Here is a 19,407-nt window from a genome sequence, read left to right on the forward strand (position 1 = left end):
AATTTCAAGCGATCTCTTATGGAATCCGACGTCATGACCCCAACCGTGCAAAAAGCGCCGTCGATTAAGCTGCTGTTCAGCGCGCTGTTGCTGGTGATGCTGCTTTCGGCGCTGGATCAGACCATTGTCTCTACCGCGCTGCCGACCATCGTCGGCGAACTTGGGGGGCTGGATAAGCTCTCCTGGGTGGTAACGGCCTATATTCTCAGCTCCACCATCGTGGTACCGCTGTACGGCAAGTTCGGCGATCTGTTTGGGCGTAAAATCGTCCTGCAAATCGCGATTGTGTTGTTCCTCCTGGGCTCGGCGTTGTGCGGGCTGGCGCAAAACATGACCCAGCTGGTGCTGATGCGCGCCCTGCAGGGGCTGGGCGGCGGCGGCCTAATGGTCATCAGCATGGCCGCCGTCGCGGACGTGATCCCGCCAGCCGATCGCGGGCGCTATCAGGGGCTGTTTGGCGGCGTATTCGGGCTGGCGACGGTCATTGGGCCGCTGATCGGCGGGTTTATCGTCCAGCACGTCTCCTGGCGCTGGATTTTCTACATCAACCTGCCGCTGGGGCTGTTTGCCCTGCTGGTGATTGGTGCGGTGTTCCACGGCAGCGCGCGGCGCAGCAAGCATGAGATTGACTATCTGGGGGCGATTTACCTCAGTATGGCGCTGCTGTGCATCATCCTGTTTACCACTGAAGGCGGCACCGTTCGCCAGTGGAGCGACCCGCAGCTGTGGTGCATTTTGGCCTTTGGCCTGACGGGCATTGCCGGGTTTATCTATGAGGAGCGGCTGGCGTGGGAGCCGATCATCCCGCTGTCGCTGTTCCGCGACCGCAGCTTCCTGCTCTGCAGCCTGATTGGCTTTATCATTGGCATGTCGCTGTTCGGCTCGGTGACCTTCCTGCCGCTGTACCTGCAGGTCGTGAAAGACGCCACGCCAACGCAGGCCGGCCTGCAGCTCATCCCGCTGATGGGCGGGCTGCTGCTGACCTCCATTATCAGCGGGCGGATCATCAGCCGCACCGGGAAATACCGTCTGTTCCCGATCCTCGGCACGCTGCTCGGCGTGGTGGGGATGTTTTTACTGACCCGCATTTCTATCTCGTCTCCGACCTGGCAACTGTACCTTTTCACCAGCGTGCTGGGCATGGGGCTGGGCCTGGTGATGCAGGTGCTGGTGCTGGCGGTGCAAAACAGCGTGTCGGCGGATCAATACGGCGTAGCCACCTCTGGCGTCACGCTCTTCCGTTCTATTGGCGGGGCCATTGGCGTCGCGCTGTTTGGCGCGGTGTTCACGAACGTTCTGCAGTCAGGGCTGGTCGACAGGCTGCCTGAAGGGGCGGAACTGCCGCGCGAGCTGAACCCGACCGCCATTCATCATCTGCCAGACGCCCTGAGGCTGGACTATCTTGATGCGTTTGGCTCGGCCATTCACGCGGTATTCCTGCTGGCGGCGGGGATTATGGTGCTGGCGTTTGCGCTGTCGTGGTTTTTACGTGAGGCGCCGCTGCGTCGGCAGGCGTGACTCCATCGCCCGGTGGCGCTTTGCTTACATGGCCTACAACACCTCCGCGCGTAGGTCGGGTAAGCGTAGCGCCACCCGACAATAGGCCGCATATAACGTATCCTTCTTATTGATTCCTTTTCGTTTTTTAGAGAGCCGTTGCGTTGTCGATATAGTCTTCTAAACGTTTATCAAAAGGATCTGTCTCGTGAAACTTCGACTGGGTGCGCTTCTCCTGACTGGCCTGCTGCTCGCGGGCTGTGACCAAAACAGCAATGATGCCAAACACATTAAGGTTGGCGTCATCAACGGCGCTGAACAGGACGTGGCGGAAGTCGCCAAAAAGGTGGCAAAAGAGAAATATGGCCTGGACGTGGAGCTGGTCGGCTTCAGCGGCTCGCTGTTGCCCAACGATGCGACCAACCAGGGGGAACTGGATGCCAACGTCTTCCAGCATCGCCCTTTCCTTGCGGAAGATAACAAGGCGCATGGCTATAAGCTGGTGGCCGTGGCCAACACCTTTGTTTTCCCGATGGCCGGCTATTCCCGCAAAATCAAATCCGTGTCTGACCTGAACGACGGGGCAACCATTGCCATTCCAAACGACCCGACCAACCTTGGCCGCGCGCTGTTGCTGTTGCAAAAAGAGAAGCTCATTACCCTGAAGCCGGACACCGGGCTGTTGCCGACGGCGCTGGATATTACCGCCAACCCTAAGCACCTGAAAATCATGGAGCTGGAAGGGGCGCAGCTGCCGCGGGTGCTGGACGACCCGAAAGTGGACGTCGCCATCATCAGCACTACCTATATTCAGCAAACCGGGCTGTCGCCGGTGCATGACAGCGTCTTTATTGAAGACAAAAACTCGCCGTACGTGAACATCGTGGTGACGCGCGAAGATAACAAGGATGCGGAGAACGTGAAGGCGTTTATCCAGTCGTATCAGTCGCCTGAAGTGGCAAAAGCGGCTGAGACGATCTTTAACGGCGGGGCAGTGCCGGGCTGGTAAACGTTTTGACGGAAAACGGGTTGCTTAAATTGGCCCGATTCCATCGGTAATCGCCCTTTAGCCCACAGCGCCAATAATGACGGATGGCTATCCTCCTTATCACACCAACCGGAGGATAGCCTATGAACATTACCCATATTCGCAACGCCACCCAGCTGATTTCCTACGCCGGAAAACGTCTTTTAATTGACCCGATGCTGGCCCCGAAGGGCGCTTATCCGGGCTTTCCCGGCACGGCGTATGCCGAACGCCGTAACCCGACGGTCGAACTCCCCGTGGACGTGAACACGCTGCTGGACGCCGACGCGGTGATCGTCACTCATACCCATGACGATCACTGGGATCGCGCCGCGGCGGAGCTGATCGCCAAAGATAAACCGATCTACGTGCAAAACGACCGTGACGCCGCGCTGCTGCGCAGCCAGGGGTTTAGCAACCTGACGGTCATGACCGACGCGACCTTCTTCGGCGATATTCAGATTACGAAAACCCAGGGCGGACAGCACGGGACCGATCGCGCTTACGCCGTGCCGGAGCTGGCGGAGCGGCTGGGAGAGGCCTGTGGCGTGGTGCTGCGTCATCCCGCTGAGAAGACGCTCTATCTTGCCGGAGATACCGTCTGGCGTGACGAGGTGGCGGCCGATCTGCAAAAGCACCAGCCGGACGTGGTGGTGCTGAACGCGGGCTATGCCCACGTCATTGGTTTTGGGCCCATTATTATGGGGCAGGAGGACGTGCTCAACGTTCATTTCCTGCTGCCGCAGGCCAGCATTGTGGCGAGCCATATGGAGGCGATTAACCACTGCCTGTTGACCCGCAGCGCGCTGCGTGAGTACGTCGAAGCCAATCAGGTGAGTGATGCAGTGAGCATTCCCCAGGATGGCGAAACCGTTATATTCTGAGTGCGTTAAAGGGAAAGGAGAGACAGATGTCGCTAATCAACGTCGCGATTGTCGCGGTAGACGGGTTCAGCCCGTTCCACTACTCCGTTCCCTGCATTCTGTTTGGCGATTCGGTCTCCGGCGAAAAGCGCTTTAACGTGACGATTTGCGCCGAAACGCCGGGTTTTCTCACCTCAAAAGACGGATTTGCCCTCAACGCCACGCAGGACTACACCGCCATTGGTCAGGCCGATATTGTTGTCGTTCCCTACTGGCAGCACGTCCTTGAACGCCCGCCTCAGACGCTGCTCGACAGCCTGGTGCAGGCGAGAGACAACGGCGCGGAAATCGTCGGGCTGTGTCTGGGGTCGTTTGTGCTGGCCTATGCGGGGATCCTCGATGGCAAACGTGCGGCCACCCACTGGGAGTTTGAACATCAATTCCAGTCGCTCTTTCCGAATGTCCAGCTGGATATCAATGCGCTCTACGTGGATGACGGCAATATTATCACCTCTGCCGGTACCGCGGCGGCGCTGGACTGCTGCCTGTATATCATTCGCCAGCGCTTTGGCAGCGTGGTCGCCAACCAGATTGCCCGCCGGATGATCGTTCCGCCCCACCGCGAGGGCGGGCAGGCGCAGTTCATCGCCCAGCCGGTACCTAAAGATACCCGCGACGGACGCATTAACTGCCTGATCGACTACCTACAGCAGCACATCACCGAACCGCATAGTCTGGACTCGCTGGCGGAGGTGGTTTCGATGAGCCGCCGCACCCTGACCCGTCATTTTATTAAAGCCACGGGGATGAGCGTCGCCGACTGGCTTACCGCCGAGCGCCTGCGGCGCAGCCAGATCCTGCTTGAAGCCGGAAATATGCCGATTGAACGCGTGGCCGAGCTGGTGGGATTTAATTCCGCCGTCACCTGGCGACAGCAGTTTAAGGCGCGTTTTGGGGTAAGCCCCGCGGAATGGCGAAAAACGTTTCGGCTTCATGCCTAGTGTATTACGGCTAACTCAAGATTTAAGGGTGAGTTAAACCATTTCTTATTTTCTCTTAATGTCCTTCTCACTTTTCCGAAAGAACTATTAATTTTAGGTGCCTTAATGCAAATTAGATATACTCGCATTAAGAATGCTCTTATATTACAAAAATAATCATTGCGGACATTTTTGTGGCATGGATGAATAGCTCCAAAATAAAAAATAGAATAATTTCATTGGTAAATTATGCTGTTGCTATCTTATTTGTTGCGCTTTTTTCAGAGAGCGTGAATGCTGCCCCCTTGTCGCCAGCCGATCGCGACGCTATTCAACAGCAACAGCAGCAGCTTTTATTACAGAACCAGCAACAGCGTGAAGAGCTGGAGCGCAGTATTCCTCGCCCCGCGCCCGCCAGACCGCTGCCCGTTACCGGCTCCGGGCCCTGTTTCACCATTAATACCATTACCCTTTCCGGCGCGACCTTAATCCCCCCGAAAACCCGTCAGGCCCTTGTTGCGCCGTGGCAGGACCGGTGTCTGGATATGGCGAAAATAACGGAACTTCTCGCCCATATTTCTGACTGGTATATCAGCCGCGGATATATCACCAGCCGCGCCTTTCTCACCGAGCAGGATCTCTCCGGCGGTCAGCTGAATATTGTTGTGCTGGAAGGGCGGCTGGAAGCGATCCGTCTGGAAGGCGAAACGCCGCGAATGCTGAAAATGGCGTTTCCGGGACGGGTGGGCGGCATCCTTAATTTACGCGACATCGAACAGGGTATGGAGCAAATTAACCGTTTGCGCGCCGAACCGGTTCAGATTGAAATTCTTCCGGGAACGCAGGCCGGATATTCCATCGTTAATCTCACGGCTAAACCGGAATTTCCGTTAAGTGCATCCGTAAGCCTGGATAATAGCGGGCAGAAGAGCACCGGTGAAAACCAGCTTAACGGCGTGCTCACCGCCAATAATATGCTGGGGCTGGCGGATAAATGGTTTGTCAGCGGCGGGCGCAGCAGTGATTTTGCCAGCGCGTACGATGCGCAGAATTTCCAGGCGGGCGTCAGCGTACCGTTTGGCTACGGGCTGCTGGACTACAGCTACGCCTGGAGTAACTACCGGACCACCATCAGTAACCAGGGATTCAACTGGCTCTCCACGGGCGATACCAGAACCCACCGCCTTAACGCGTCATGGGTGGTTTTCCGCAACGGGGATGTGAAAACCGGCATTGCGGCAGGCGTGGTTCAGCGCTCCAGCCGCAACTGGCTGAACGACGCGCCGCTGCAGAGCAGCACGCGCAACCTCTCCAGCCTGGTCCTGGGAATTACCCACACGCAAAAAATGCTGGGCGGCGTGGCGACCTTCAATCCGACCTGGAGCCACGGCATGCCGTGGTTCAATGCCGAAACCGACGAAAATAAATCCGGGGATATGCCGCGGGCAGAGTTCCGTAAATGGAGCCTGAACGCCAGCTTCCAGCGTCCTGTCGCCCGCAACGCGTGGTGGCTGACCAGCGCCTACGGCCAGTGGTCGCCCGACCGGCTGTACGCCGCCGAGCGCCTGACGCTCGGCGGCGAAAGCTCCGTGCGCGGTTTTAAAGAACAGTACCTGTCCGGGGATAACGGCGGCTACTGGCGTAACGAGCTGGGGTATTCCCTCTTCACCCTCCCGGTGATTGGCGCGGTGAGCGCAACGATCGCCGTTGACGGCGGCTGGCTGGAAAAAGATCGCCAGGACCGCTTTGCCTCCGGCACGTTGTGGGGAGGCTCGGTGGGGCTGAGCAGCGCAGGGCGCTGGTACAGCAGCCAGATTTCGGTCGGTACGCCGTTGCACTACCCCGACTGGCTCGGCCCGGATCATGTGAGCGTTAACTGGCGCATTGCCTTCATGCTTTAAGAGACTCTACGACTATGGATACCCGTCACCCTCCCGTTCGTTTCTCGCAGCGTCTGATTAGCTGGATTGTCTGCGGCCTGATGGTCTGGCAGCCGATGGCACCTGCCGTCGCGGCGGCGCTTACGCCGGCCGGGCAGACCACGGTCGATCGGGCCGGGAACGGGGTGCCGGTCGTCAACATTGCCACGCCGAACGGGGCGGGCATTTCGCATAACCAGTTCGGTGAGTATAACGTCGGCAAAGAGGGGCTTATCCTCAATAACGGCACGGACCGTTTAACCCAGACCCAGCTCGGCGGGCTTATCCAGAACAACCCCAACCTGCAGGCCGGGCGGGAAGCGAAAGGCATCATCAACGAAGTCACCGGCGCCAGCCGCTCGCAGCTGCAGGGCTACACGGAAGTCGCCGGTAAGGCGGCAAACGTCATGGTGGCCAACCCGTACGGGATCACCTGTAACGGGTGCGGATTTATCAACACCCCGAACGTCACCCTGACAACCGGCAAGCCGCAGTTTGACGCCAGCGGTAACCTGCTGGCGCTGGATGTCACGAAAGGGGCCATCACGGTTGAAGGCCAGGGGCTGGACGCCAGCAAGAGCGACGCGCTGTCGATTATTGCGCGCGCAACGGAAGTGAACGCCGCGATCCACGCGAACGACCTGACGGTAACGGCAGGGGCGAACCGCGTGGGCGCAGACGGCAGCGTCAGGCCGATTACCGGTGAGGGCGCCGCGCCCGTGGTGGCGGTGGATACCGGCGCGCTCGGCGGGATGTATGCCAACCGTATCCGCCTGGTCTCCAGCGAGACGGGCGTGGGGGTGAACCTCGGCAACCTCACCGCGCGCCAGGGCGATATTCAGCTGGATGCGGGCGGCAAACTGACGGTCACGAACAGCCTGGCCAGCGGCTCGGTTAGCGCGAATGGCGCGGGGGTGGCCCTCAGCGGCAGCCATCAGGCCGGTGGCGCGCTGAATGTGGCCAGCTCGCAGGATGTGGAACTCAATAACAGCACGCTCGCCAGCCAGGGCGATATGCGCCTTTCCGCTGCGGGGAAAATGCAGACGACGGGCGGCGGGACAAACAGCGCGGGGGCGCTGGCGGTCAGCAGCGGGCAGGCGATGTCGCTCAGCAACACCTCCCTTATCTCCCGCGGCGCGGCGACGCTGGACAGTAAAGGCACCCTGACCGTCAACGGCGGCGGCGTGTCGGCACAGGGCGGGGCGCTGACCGTCGCGGGCGGGCAGGGAGTGGCACTTTCGGATGCGACGCTGACAGGCCAGGCCGACACCACGCTGTCCACCGGCGGCAGCCTGACGCAGCGCGGCGGCAGCGTCACCAGTAAGGGCGCGCTCAGCGTGGCGGCCGGGAAGGATATCACGCTGACGAATACCCGCAGCGGAAGCGATACCCGCACGACGCTGGCGGGCGGCGGCACGCTGTCATCCACGGGCAGTGCGGTCTCGGCAGGGGAGAGCCTGGCGCTGAGCGGCGGGCAGCTGGTGCTGGACGGCCAGAGCCGGGCCGATGCCGCGGCAGATATCCGCCTGACGGGCAGCACCGTCAGTAGCCAGGGGCAGGTGAATGCGGGGCGCGACATAACGCTCTCCGGCGACAGGGTGTCAAACGGCGGCCAGCTGGCGGCGAAAGGCCATCTGGACGTGAACGCCGGAGACCTGACGAACGGCGGCACGGCGCAGGGCAACGACGTCACCCTGAAGGGGCAGACGGTCACCAATAACGGCACCCTGCAGAGCGGCAGCAGCCTGGCGTTAAGCGCCGGAACCCTGGAGCAGCGGGGCACGCTGAGCGCGAAAGGCAATGCGAACGTCACGGCGCAGCAGACCCTGCGTAACGGCGGCAGCCTGCTGGCGGACGGCGCGATGAACGTGACCGCAGGCACGCTTGAGCAGAACGGCACCCTGTCCGGCGCGACGGCGCTGACGGCGCGGGCCGGTACCCTGACCAGCGGTCAGGCGTCCCGCACCACCAGCCAGGGCAACGTACAGATTACCGCGACCCGCAGCGCCAGCCTGAACGGGCAGACGGACGCGGCAGGGGCAGTCACCGTCAGCGCCGGCGACCTGACCACCGGCCGGGATGCGCACCTGCAGAGCGGGCAGGGGCTCACCCTGCAGGCGCAGAATGCCGCGCTGAACGGCACGCAGGCGGCGAAAGGGGCCCTGTCGGTGACGGCGGGCACGATTGCGCACGCCGGGAAATCCACCGGTGACACGCTGAGCCTTAACGCGACCGGCGACCTGACCAGCGGCGGAGAGCTTACCGCCAGCGCCATCACGCTCGGCGGACAGAACATCCTCCAGTCCGGCGCCGCAAAAGCGGACCGCATAACCCTGACGGCCCCCGGGCGTATCACCAGCAGCGGCTCTCTGGTTGCCGGTACCCTCTCGCTGGATGCTGCCTCGGTGGAGAACGGCGGGCTGCTGCAGGGAACCACCCTGCTCGGCCTGAATACCGGGTCACTCACGAACCTCGCTGGCGGGTCGGTCTACAGCGCACAGGATTTAACGCTGAACGTTCCGGTGCTGGCCAACAGCGGGCTTATCACCACCGACGGCACGCTGCGCATTAAAGGCGACACGCTGACAAACCAGGGCGAAATCAACGGCGTCAGCCTGAGCGGTGAGTACCTCAGCCTGACCAACACCGATACCGGACGCCTGCTGGCGGAGACCGGCTCACGCTGAACGGCACCACGCTTGCTAACGCGGGCAATATAGCGGCCAGCGACCTGCACATCACGGCGGACAGCCTGGAGAACCAGGGCACCGTCGAGGGGGACGCGGCCCTGACGCTTGACGTGGCAGACCTCACTAACCGGGGCGCGCTGCGCAGCAGCGGAACGCTGACGCTCGGCGGCGATACGCTTGCCAGCAGCGGCGAGCTCAGCGCCACCGCGCTGCTGCTGAACCTGACCCGTCAGGTCAGCAACGAGGCCGGTGGCCGGGTGATTGCCCGGGACGGCCTGACGCTGACCGCCGCCAGCCTGACGAACAGCGGGCTGATGGCCGGCACCGACGCGCAGTTTAACAGCGCGTCGGTGACCAACGGCGGCACCCTGCAGGGAACCCGCTCCCTGACGGCGACGGGGACACAGCTCAGCAACCTGCAGGCGGGCATGCTGCTCTCCGGTGGCGCGCTTGACCTGCACCACGCCACCCTGAACAACGCCGGGCTTGTGCAGGGCAACACCCTGAACCTGGCCACCGGCGAGTGGATTAACACCGGTAACGCGCTCGGGGAAGCGGGCGTGACGGCGGCGGTGACCGGGGCGCTGACCAACAGCGGTAAGGTGCTCAGCCAGCAGGCGATCGACGTTCAGGCCGGCAATACCGATAACCGGGGCCAGCTGCTGGCGAAAGTGCTGACCCTGCGGGGCGACCTGCAGAACAGCGGCCTGCTTCAGGGGAGCAGCACGCTGGCCTGGTCCGGCAACACCTTCGCGAACCAGGCTCAGGGGCAGGTGACGGGCGGCGAGGCCCTGACCCTGAGCGGACAAACCCTCAGCAACGCGGGCAGCCTGCAGGGGCGCAGCGCGACGCTGGACGCCGGGAGCCTGAATAACCAGGGCAGCGTTCAGGCGCTGGACGCCCTGACGCTTGCCGCGACCGGCAGGCTGGACAACACGGGCGCCCTGCTCAGCCAGAACCTGTTCACGCTGACGGCGGCGCAGCTGTTTAACGACGGCCGGCTGGCGGGGAAAGCGCTCACGGTGAACGCCGCGCAGCTGAATAACACCGGCATTCTGCAGGGTAACGACACGCTGGCGCTGACCACCCGCGCCCTGAGCAACGGCGCCGCCGGGCAGCTGGTGAGCGGCAGCGACCTGAATGTGTCCCTGGACACGCTTGATAACGCCGGTCTGCTGCTGGTGAACGGCGGGTTTACCCTCCGGGGCAGCGACCTGACGAACCGGGGCGATATTCAGGCGCAGAGCCTGGATTTGGGCCTGAGCAACACCCTGACAAATACAGGGAACCTCGTTGCCACCGGCGATGCCGCGCTTCACGCGACGACGCTGACCAGCAGCGGCACGGTGGCGGGCAAAACGCTGACCGCAGGCGCGGCGGAGCTGCGCAACAGCGGTCTGATGCAGGGCAGCAGCGCGGTTAACGCCACCGCCGACCGCTTTATCAACGAGCTGAACGGTAAATGGCTCTCCGGCGGCGGCTTCACGCTGACGGGCGGACAGCTGACCAACGCCGGTACGCTGCAGGGCGCGACGCTGGGCATGACCGGCACCACCCTCACCAACAGCGGCACGGTGAACGGGCAGGCGGGACTCGGCGGCACGCTGAGCGGGGCGTTAACCAATACCGGGCTGCTGCAGAGCGGCGGCGCAACCACCTTCACCGCGGACACCCTGGCGAACCCGGGGCGCATCACCGGCGGCACGCTCTCCCTCACTGCCCGCGATATGAACAACGGCGGGCTGATGCAGGGAACGAACGGCCTGGCGCTCACCGGCACCACGCTGACCACGGGCGCGGCCTCGCGCACCCTCTCGGGCGGCATGCTGACGCTGGACGCAGGCCAGCTGACCACCCAGGGCACGCTGCAGGGGAACGGCGCAGATATCCGCGCCAGCGACTGGACGCACGGCGGGTCCCTGCTCAGCCAGGGGGCGCTGACGGCCACGACCGGCGGCACGCTGACCTCAACCGGCTCGCTGATGAGCCAGGGCAGGGCGGATATCACCGCACAGACGCTGGATAACCGCGGGCAGCTCCTCAGCGAGGGCGATGTGACGCTCGGCGGCAGCTCCCTTACAAACAGCGGCACCGTGCAGGGGAACACCCTCGCGCTGCATCAGGGCAGCATTAACAACCAGGGCACCCTGACCGGCCTGCAGAGCCTGACCGTTCAGGGGCAGCAGCGGCTGATGGCGCGCATGGCGATGGCCGCGCCGCAGCAGGCGCTGATTAACGGCGCAGGCGGCAAATTGCTCACCCAGGGCACCCTGACGATTGCGTCCGGCGCGGTGACCAACGCCGGAAGCTGGCAGGCACAGAACATTGTGCTTAACGCCCAGTCTCTCACCAACAGCGGCGCGGTGCAGAGCGCCGACGCGCTGCAGATGACGCTGGCCGACGCGCTCACCGGAACCGCGGGCAGCAGGATCACCGCGCTGGGCAGCGCCACGCTGCAGGCCGCCACGCTGGCGAACCAGGGGCAGTGGGCGGCGAAAAACCTGACGCTGACCGGCGGCACGCTCAGCAACAGCGGCGCCATCAGCGGGGTGAATGGCCTGACCCTCAGCCAGACCGGCGCGGTCAGCCAGCAGTCGACCGGGACCCTGCTCTCCGGCGGGGCGCTGAACGTCACGGCGGCCTCCGTCACCAGCGACGGCAAAATGCAGGGGAGCACGCTCGGCATCACCACCGGGGCGCTCACCAACGGCGGACGTCTGCAGGGCGATAACGGCGCGACGCTGGCCCTCAGCGGGACGCTGACCAACAATAGCGGGGGCGAAATCGTCAGCCGCGATGGCCTGACGCTGACCGCGCCCGCGCTGTTTAACTACGGCCTGATTCAGGGCGGCGGCGAGACGCGCGTGACCGCCTCCTCGCAGGCGCGTAACGACGGCAGGCTGCTCTCCGGCGCGCGCCTGACGCTCGGCACGCCGCAGTTCACCGGCACCGGCTGGCTGCAGGCCACCGACCTGATACTCAATGCGGCAAACGCCGTCAACGGCGGCACGTGGGTGGCCGACCGGGCCACCCTGACCGGCACCGCGCTTGCCAGCCAGGGCACCACCCAGGCGGGACAGCTGACGGTTAACTACGGCCAGCTGAACAACAGCGGCACGCTGCTCGGCAACGCGCAGCTGAACATCAATGCCGACCAGGTGACCCAGAGCGCGGGCGGTAAGCTGCTGAGCGGCGGCAACCTGTGGCTGCAGAGCCGGGGGCTGGATCTCACCGGCCAGCTGGTGTCCCTGGGGGATTTAACGCTGCAGCTGACGAACGCGTTTACCAGCCGGACCGCTGTGGCGGCAGGCAGAACCCTGACCATCAGCAGCGGCGGCGACATCGATAACCGCAGCGTGCTGCAGGGGCAGGCGGTCAACCTCAGCGCGGGCGGGCAGCTCAGCAATAACGGACAAATCACCACCGGCGGCGGCACCAGCACGCTCTCCGGCAGCAGCGTGGCGCTGAACGCCGCGGGCGCGGTGCAGGGCGGGGGCGACATCACCGTGGCCAGCCGGAGCAACATTACCGTCGACGGCTTCACCGGCACGCGCGGCTCGCTGACCCTGAGCGCACCGGGCTCCATCGTCAACACCGCGCTGCTGTACGCGGCGAATAACCTGGCGCTGTTTGCCGAAAGCATCACCAACCAGCGCGGCGACATCATGGCGGGGAACAACCTGTGGATGCAGCGGGATGCAGCGGGGAATGCCAACAGCCAGGTGGTGAACACGTCGGGGAATATTGAGACGCAGAATGGGGATATTACGGTTAAAACTGGACGCTTAATCAACCAATGGCTAAGTATTACCAAGGGCGAAACTCAAAAAGAAGATATAAAGAATACCTTCCCGGAATACGCCTGGAGTATTCCTGGTACTGTTAATATCCCATTATCTTTTTTTTCTGCAGATGAAGTTAGGTATGTCAATGTAAGTAAACCACTCGACTTTGGAATGCAGGAAGAAAAAGCAAAACCATATTCATATTTTGTCTTGGTCAATCCTACAAAAGACAAAGAAATTACTGTTTCAAAAATCACCTATTCAACAGTAGCGACTGGAAATGCTGGGCGCATAGTTTCTGGCCGAGATATCAATGGAGATATAGGAACTTTAGATAACTTGGGTAGCTATATACTGGCAGGGCGAGATGTTTCAATCTCCGGTAAAGTTCTTAATAATCAATCATATCAGTCTGGGGTTCAGACGGTTTACCAGCGTTTTACACCCGATGCTGGGTTACTTTCTAATAACGCAATTGATCCTGTTTATATTGAAAAATTAGGTATTACCTTTAGCGATACACCGCTTTATAATATACCTGACTTATACGGCTCGCTTGCCTACCATCCTACCGAAGAATATAGAACAGATTTATCTTCCTCTTTAAGAGGAGTACTACAGGGTAATGGAAATGTTGTGCTTAATTTTGGCAGTGTTACTAATAATAGTGATTCGACAGATGTTCGAGGAACTATTTCACCTACTTTCACGCCACCTACTCTGCAATCGATTGATTTACTCAGTACACCTGCAACTTCAAAAGCGTTAGATCTTGTTTCTGTAGAAAATAATATGACTGCCATGCCAGATTGGCAAGATCAGTTACAGGATAGCTTAATACAGTTCAATGGTAGTGGTGCGATCGAAACGAATAGACCTGAAAATACATCACTCAGTATGATTTCCACTACGCAGAAGGGTAACGCTAACCTCGGAAAACTGGGGGCGCTGACGGAGGCGGGGATTACCACCGCTGAACTCAGCCCCATCAAAGGCAGCGCCAGCGGGCATTATCAGGGCCAGCGCGTCGATACCAGCGCTTACCCGCTGCCGTCGGGCAACAACGGCTATTTTGTCTTCTCCGATAACCCGAAAAGCCCGTACCTGATCAGCATCAACCCGAAACTGAACGGTCTCGGGCAGCTTGATCCCGCCCTGTTTGCCGACCTGAACGCGATGCTCGGGGTTAAACCGTCGTCCACCGCGCCGCAGGAGGCGCGGCCGGCGTTTACCGACGAGAAGCAGTTCCTCGGCTCGTCCTATATGCTCGGCCGGCTCAACCTGAACCCGGATTACGACTACCGCTTCCTCGGCGATGCGGCGTTCGATACCCGCTATGTCTCCAACGTGGTGCTCAACCAGACCGGTAACCGCTACCTGAACGGCATCGGCTCCGATCTGGATCAGATGCGCTACCTGATGGACAACGCCGCGGCGCAGCAGCAGTCGCTTGGCCTGCAGTTTGGCGTCTCGCTGATCGCCGATCAGATTGCCGCGCTCGACCACAGCCTGCTGTGGTGGGAGAAAGCCACCGTCAACGGCGAAACGGTGATGGTGCCGAAACTCTACCTGTCGCCGAAGGACGTCACCGTCAATAACGGCAGCGTGATCGCGGGCAACAACGTCACCCTGAAGGGCGGCAGCATCACCAACAGCGGCAGCTCGCTGCTGGCGAAAAACAGCCTGACGCTCGACAGCCAGAACAGCATCAGCAACCTCAACAGCGGCCTGATGAAAGCGGGCGGCGACCTGAACCTGAGCGCCATCGGCGATATCAATAACATCAGCTCCACCATCAGCGGCAAAACGGTCGCGCTGGAGAGCCTCGACGGCAGCATCAACAACCTGACTCAGGTTGAGCAGATTGATATCAACGCCGGAGGTAAATACGGCAACATCGGCCTGAAAGACACCCTGCTGGGCAACACGGCGTCGATTACCGCGCAGGATGGCCTGTCGCTTGAGGCGGGAAAAAACATCACCGTTACCGGGGCGAACCTGGCCTCCGGCGGGGATATGCTGCTGAACGCGTGGGGCGATATTGCCGTCAACGCGAACCAGATTAACGACGCATTCAGCTCCAGCCGGGAGAAAACCAGCCGTTCGTCCGTCACGTATCAGGGCAGTAACGTCACCGCGGGCGGCAACCTGCTGGTGAATGCCGGGCACAACCTTGACGTGACCGCCAGCGACCTGAAGGCGGGCGGCAGCGCGGGGCTGAGCGCGGGCAACGATCTCAATCTGAACGCGGAGCAAACAAGCGAAAGCAGCCGTAAAGGGAAAAGCGAATCCCACAGCACCGGGCTCGACCGCACCACGATTTCCGCAGGCGATAACCTGGTCCTGAAGGCCGGGCAGGATATCAACGCTCAGGCCGCCGCACTGGCGGCGGAGAAAAGCGTCGGGCTGCAGGCGGGTCGCGACGTGAATCTGGCTGCGGAAGAGACCACGCAGGGCGACAGCTATAGGTCAGGCAAGAAAACCGTTATTAACGAATCGGTGCGTCAGCAGGGAACCGAGATCGCCAGCGGGGCGAATACTCAAATCCTCGCCGGACGCGATGTCACCACCGAAGCCGCGCAGGTGACGGCGAAGGGCGATATCGGCGTGGCGGCAGGCCGCGACGTCAATCTCAATACCGCAACCGAAAGCGATTATCACTACAAAGAGCAGACCAAAACCAAAAAAGGTTTCCTCAGCAAGAAAACCACCCACACCATCGAGGAGGACAGCGCGACGCGTGAATCCGGCTCATTGCTGAGCGGTGATAACGTGCAGGTGGTGGCGGGCAATAACCTGCTGGTGAATGGCTCCGCCGTGGCGGGCGATGGCGACGTGCAGCTTAAGGCGGGCAACAACGTCGATATCGTGGCGGCCACGAACAGCGACACCTCCTGGCGCTTTAAGGAAGAGAAAAAATCCGGCCTGATGGGCTCGGGCGGGATTGGTTTCACCATCGGCAGCAGCAAAAGCACGCACGATCTTCGTGAGAAGGGCACCACCCAGAGTCAGAGCTTCAGTACGGTGGGCTCGACGGGGGGTAACGTCGCGATTTCTGCCGGTAACCAGGCCCACATCGGCGGCGCGGATCTTATCGCCGGGAAGGATTTAAGCCTCAGCGGCGACAGCGTCATCATCGAGCCGGGGCACGACAAGCGCACCCGGGATGAAACCTTCGAGCAGAAGAAAAGCGGGCTCACCGTGGCACTCTCCGGCACCGTCGGTAGCGCTATTAACAATGCCGTGAGCGCGGCGCAGGAGACCAAAGAGCAAAGTGATGGCCGTCTGAAAGCCCTTCAGGCCACCAAAACGGTGCTGTCCGGCGTGCAGGCCGGGCAGGCAGCGGATATGGCGGCAACCACCGGCGACCCGAACGCAATGGGTGTGAGCCTCTCGCTGACGACCCAGAAGTCGAAATCACAGCAGCATGCTGAAAGTGATGCGGTGGCAGGCAGCACGCTGAACGCAGGCAACAATCTCGCCATCACCGCGAACGGCAAAAACAAAGGTGCAAACAGCGGCGATATCGTGATTGCGGGCAGCCAGCTGAAAGCCGGGGGCGATACCACGCTGGATGCACAGAACGACATTCTGCTGTCCGGCGCGGCGAATACCCAAAAAACCAGCGGCAAGAACAGCAGCAGCGGTGGCGGCATTGGCGTGAGCATCGGTGCCGGAGGCAACGGCGCGGGTATCAGCGTGTTTGCCAACGTTAACGCCGCGCACGGCAAGGATAAAGGCAACGGTACCGACTGGACCGAAACCACAATCGACAGCGGCAAAAACGTCACCCTAAAAAGCGGGCACGACACCGTGCTTGATGGCGCTCAGGTTAACGGCAATAAAATCGTGGCAGATGTTGGTCACGACCTGCTGATGCGCAGCCAGCAGAACAACAGCGACTACGACAGCAAGCAGACCAGCGTTGCGGCGGGTGGCAGCTTCACCTTCGGCACTATGTCCGGTTCAGGCTATATCAACGCCAGCCAGGACAAGATGAAGAGCCGCTTTGATTCGGTGGCCGAACAGACCGGGCTGTATGCCGGGGACGGCGGCTTCGATATCACCGTGGGGCATCATACCCAGCTTGATGGCGCGGTTATCGCCTCTACCGCCACGCCGGACAAAAACAGCCTCGATACCGGGACGCTGGGCTTCAGCGATATCCACAATGAGGCGGACTTTAAAACTTCGCACTCCGGTATCAGCCTGAGCGGCGGCGGCAGCTTCGGGGATAAATTCCAGGGCAACCTGCCGGGCGGCATGATCTCCGCTGCGGGTAATAAAGGTCATAAGGAAGGCACCACGCAGGCCGCGGTGGCAGAGGGCTCCCTCACTATCCGCGACAAAGCAAACCAGAAGCAGGACGTGGCCGATCTGAGCCGCGACACCGAACATGCTAACGACAGCATCAGCCCGATCTTCGACAAGGAGAAAGAGCAGAACCGCCTGAACGCAGTTGGGATGATCAGCGACATTGGCAGCCAGGTGGCGGATATTGCCAGGACGCAGGGTGATCTTAACGGGCTGAAGGCGGCAAAGGATAAATACGGTGATATTCCGGCTAACGCGACAGAAAAAGATCGCCAGGATTATCTGGCGAAACTGCGTGCTACGCCGGAATATAAAAAGACGCAGGAAAAATATGGTACCGGCAGCGATATGCAGCGCGGCATCCAGGCGGCCACGGCAGCGCTACAGGGACTGGCGGGCGGCAATATCGGAGGGGCGCTGGCGGGCGCGTCGGCACCTGAGTTGGCGCATCTGCTGAAATCCACGGAGGATAACCCGGCTGTCAACACGATTGCGCACGCGATACTGGGTGGCGCAGTTGCGGTACTGCAGGGGAACAGCGCAGCGGCGGGTGCTGCAGGTGCGGCTACGGGTGAGCTGGCTGCACGGGCAATCATGGCGGCAATGTATCCGGGTAAAGCGGTCAGCGACCTGAGTGAGGAGCAGAAACAGACGGTCAGCACGCTGGCGACAATTTCGGCGGGGATGGCCGGAGGGATTGAGGGGGGCAGTACGGCGTCGGCTGCGGCGGGAGCGCAGGCCGGGAAGAATGCAGTTGAAAATAACTATCTGAGCAGCACCGAGAAGAGTCGACAGACATATCTCAACAACAAACAGAACCTGACGCCAGAAGAGCAGAAAGATAAGGAGAGGTTAAATCGCAAGGATCTGGAAAGCGATATAGCTGTTTATGCGGCCTGTAGTGACACAGGAGCTGACTGTCAGGCAGAAAGAGCGAAAGCGAAGGCTGCGCAAGATACCTACTTCAACCAGACTTACCAGAATCCGAAAGAGGCTCAGGCGGGTTATCAGCAGATAATGAACTTGCTGAACTCTACAGATCCGAATGCTAAAGAAGTGTTCAATATTGTGGAAGGGTATACGCAGGCATTCATGTCGTTTGGATACACGGAGGATGAGGCCAAAGCGAGAGCAGGAGCCTATGTTGGTTCGATGTACATCGCGGGTGGTATGAGTGCAGTTGTTGCGTCTGGTGCACTGGCGAAGCAGTTAGGGAAGGATGTGGCTCAGGAGTCGAAACCTGGGAGCTCGACGGCAAAAACTATAGAAAATGCACCAAAATCATCTGAAACTTATTTTCGGGTTGAAGGTGGGGGAAATGGTACGCAAACCAGTCAGAATAGAATAAATGTAAACTCTGATGGAAGTGTAACTATTAACTCAGGTTGTAGTGGGCAATTGTGTGTTAGCACTAATGGACCAAATCATGCTTCTTATTACCTGACTAATAGAAGGCAAGATGGTAGCGTAGTCGTATTTGAAGTCGATGCGGCTCTCCATAAAAAAATAATGGAGGCAGCAGTACCTCAGAGGCCGATTCCTGGGGTGCCGAAAGATCCAGATGCTCCTAAGATCGTCGATCCTACAAAAGGCCAACCTAGTGTTTCTCTTGAGTTACCTAAGGTTTGGGATAGATTGATAGAGCAAAACTCATCAAAAGCTCGTGTATTAACGAAAGAGGAATTTCTGAATGAATTTAACAAATGATTATCAGAATTTACTCGATGCCATTTTTAATGGCGATAAAGATATAGCTATCTTTGTTGTGGATGGCGTCCATTATTATGTTATTGATAATAAAGATAATTATTGCATAGATGTTAGGCCGGAATATAAGGCGTACATAGTTAAAGGGTGGATGAAAGAGTCCCTGTATGACGAGGCTGTAAGTTCTTTCAGAAATGGAGTCCCTGTATTATCTAAGGAGAGCTTTAAAGATTACATAACAAAAAATGGCGTTGCTATTTATACGGTTGACTGGATGAGATCCTTCTTCACTCTGAATAGAGATGATGAGCAGCTTGTCAGTTTTTATGATTATGTTGAGCGATTTTTATCCACATTAACAGAGCCAGTGTCAGTTGAGTGGGATAGCTGGAGAATGCGGCTACCTAAGTTTTATATTAATTTTGATAAAAAAATATACCGTCATACTGATTGGGATAGAAGTCACGAAGCGTCTGTACCTTCTGATTGGAACGCTCAAGCAAATAGTGATTTTGGTTTGTTAGTACCAGACAAAGAGCAATACTGGCTTATTAATGGCATGAATTTTTGGAAATTACAGATGTAAATGTTGAAATCCCGGCTCTGGCACCGAATTTTACTTTAT

8 protein-coding genes and 1 pseudogene are annotated in these 19,407 nt (G+C 59.7%); all 9 read left to right on the top strand.

What is annotated here, in order from left to right:
• Nucleotides 1–18: 18 nt before the first annotated feature.
• The 9 genes and pseudogenes from AC2TE5_RS00255 to AC2TE5_RS00295 all read left to right on the top strand — a co-directional run bounded on the left by AC2TE5_RS00255 (nucleotide 19) and on the right by AC2TE5_RS00295 (nucleotide 19,368).
• Nucleotides 19–1,518: an MDR family MFS transporter gene (locus AC2TE5_RS00255; protein ID WP_484612449.1), complete on the top strand. Its 1,500-nt coding sequence runs from the start codon at nucleotides 19–21 to the stop codon at nucleotides 1,516–1,518.
• A 187-nt stretch (nucleotides 1,519–1,705) separates the two neighbouring features.
• The gene (gene nlpA / locus AC2TE5_RS00260) at nucleotides 1,706–2,506 is read left to right on the top strand and encodes a lipoprotein NlpA (protein ID WP_213330393.1); all 801 of its coding nucleotides are present in this window, start codon (nucleotides 1,706–1,708) and stop codon (nucleotides 2,504–2,506) included.
• Between the two features lie 122 nt (nucleotides 2,507–2,628).
• Entirely contained in the window at nucleotides 2,629–3,408 is a 780-nt protein-coding gene (locus AC2TE5_RS00265; RefSeq protein ID WP_484612450.1) for an MBL fold metallo-hydrolase, read from the top strand.
• 26 nt (nucleotides 3,409–3,434) lie between these two features.
• Nucleotides 3,435–4,388: a GlxA family transcriptional regulator gene (locus AC2TE5_RS00270; protein WP_121426059.1), complete on the top strand. Its 954-nt coding sequence runs from the start codon at nucleotides 3,435–3,437 to the stop codon at nucleotides 4,386–4,388.
• A 182-nt stretch (nucleotides 4,389–4,570) separates the two neighbouring features.
• Nucleotides 4,571–6,268 carry a ShlB/FhaC/HecB family hemolysin secretion/activation protein gene (locus AC2TE5_RS00275; protein WP_484613375.1) on the top strand — a complete coding sequence of 566 codons (1,698 nt, stop codon included), beginning with the start codon at nucleotides 4,571–4,573 and terminating at the stop codon, nucleotides 6,266–6,268.
• 14 nt (nucleotides 6,269–6,282) lie between these two features.
• Nucleotides 6,283–7,245 (top strand): annotated as a pseudogene (locus AC2TE5_RS00280) (filamentous hemagglutinin N-terminal domain-containing protein); the annotation flags it as partial.
• 141 nt (nucleotides 7,246–7,386) lie between these two features.
• Nucleotides 7,387–8,973: a beta strand repeat-containing protein gene (locus AC2TE5_RS00285; protein WP_484613376.1), complete on the top strand. Its 1,587-nt coding sequence runs from the start codon at nucleotides 7,387–7,389 to the stop codon at nucleotides 8,971–8,973.
• Between the two features lie 113 nt (nucleotides 8,974–9,086).
• Nucleotides 9,087–18,782 (top strand): hemagglutinin repeat-containing protein, encoded by a 9,696-nt coding sequence (locus tag AC2TE5_RS00290; protein WP_484612451.1) that lies wholly within the window; start codon nucleotides 9,087–9,089, stop codon nucleotides 18,780–18,782.
• Nucleotides 18,766–19,368, top strand: a complete 603-nt coding sequence (locus AC2TE5_RS00295; protein WP_484612452.1) for a hypothetical protein — start codon at nucleotides 18,766–18,768, stop codon at nucleotides 19,366–19,368. The genes AC2TE5_RS00290 and AC2TE5_RS00295 overlap by 17 nt, the downstream gene beginning before the upstream one ends.
• Nucleotides 19,369–19,407 lie beyond the last annotated feature (39 nt).

It is taken from the genome of Enterobacter sp. N5-15, assembly GCF_057221635.1.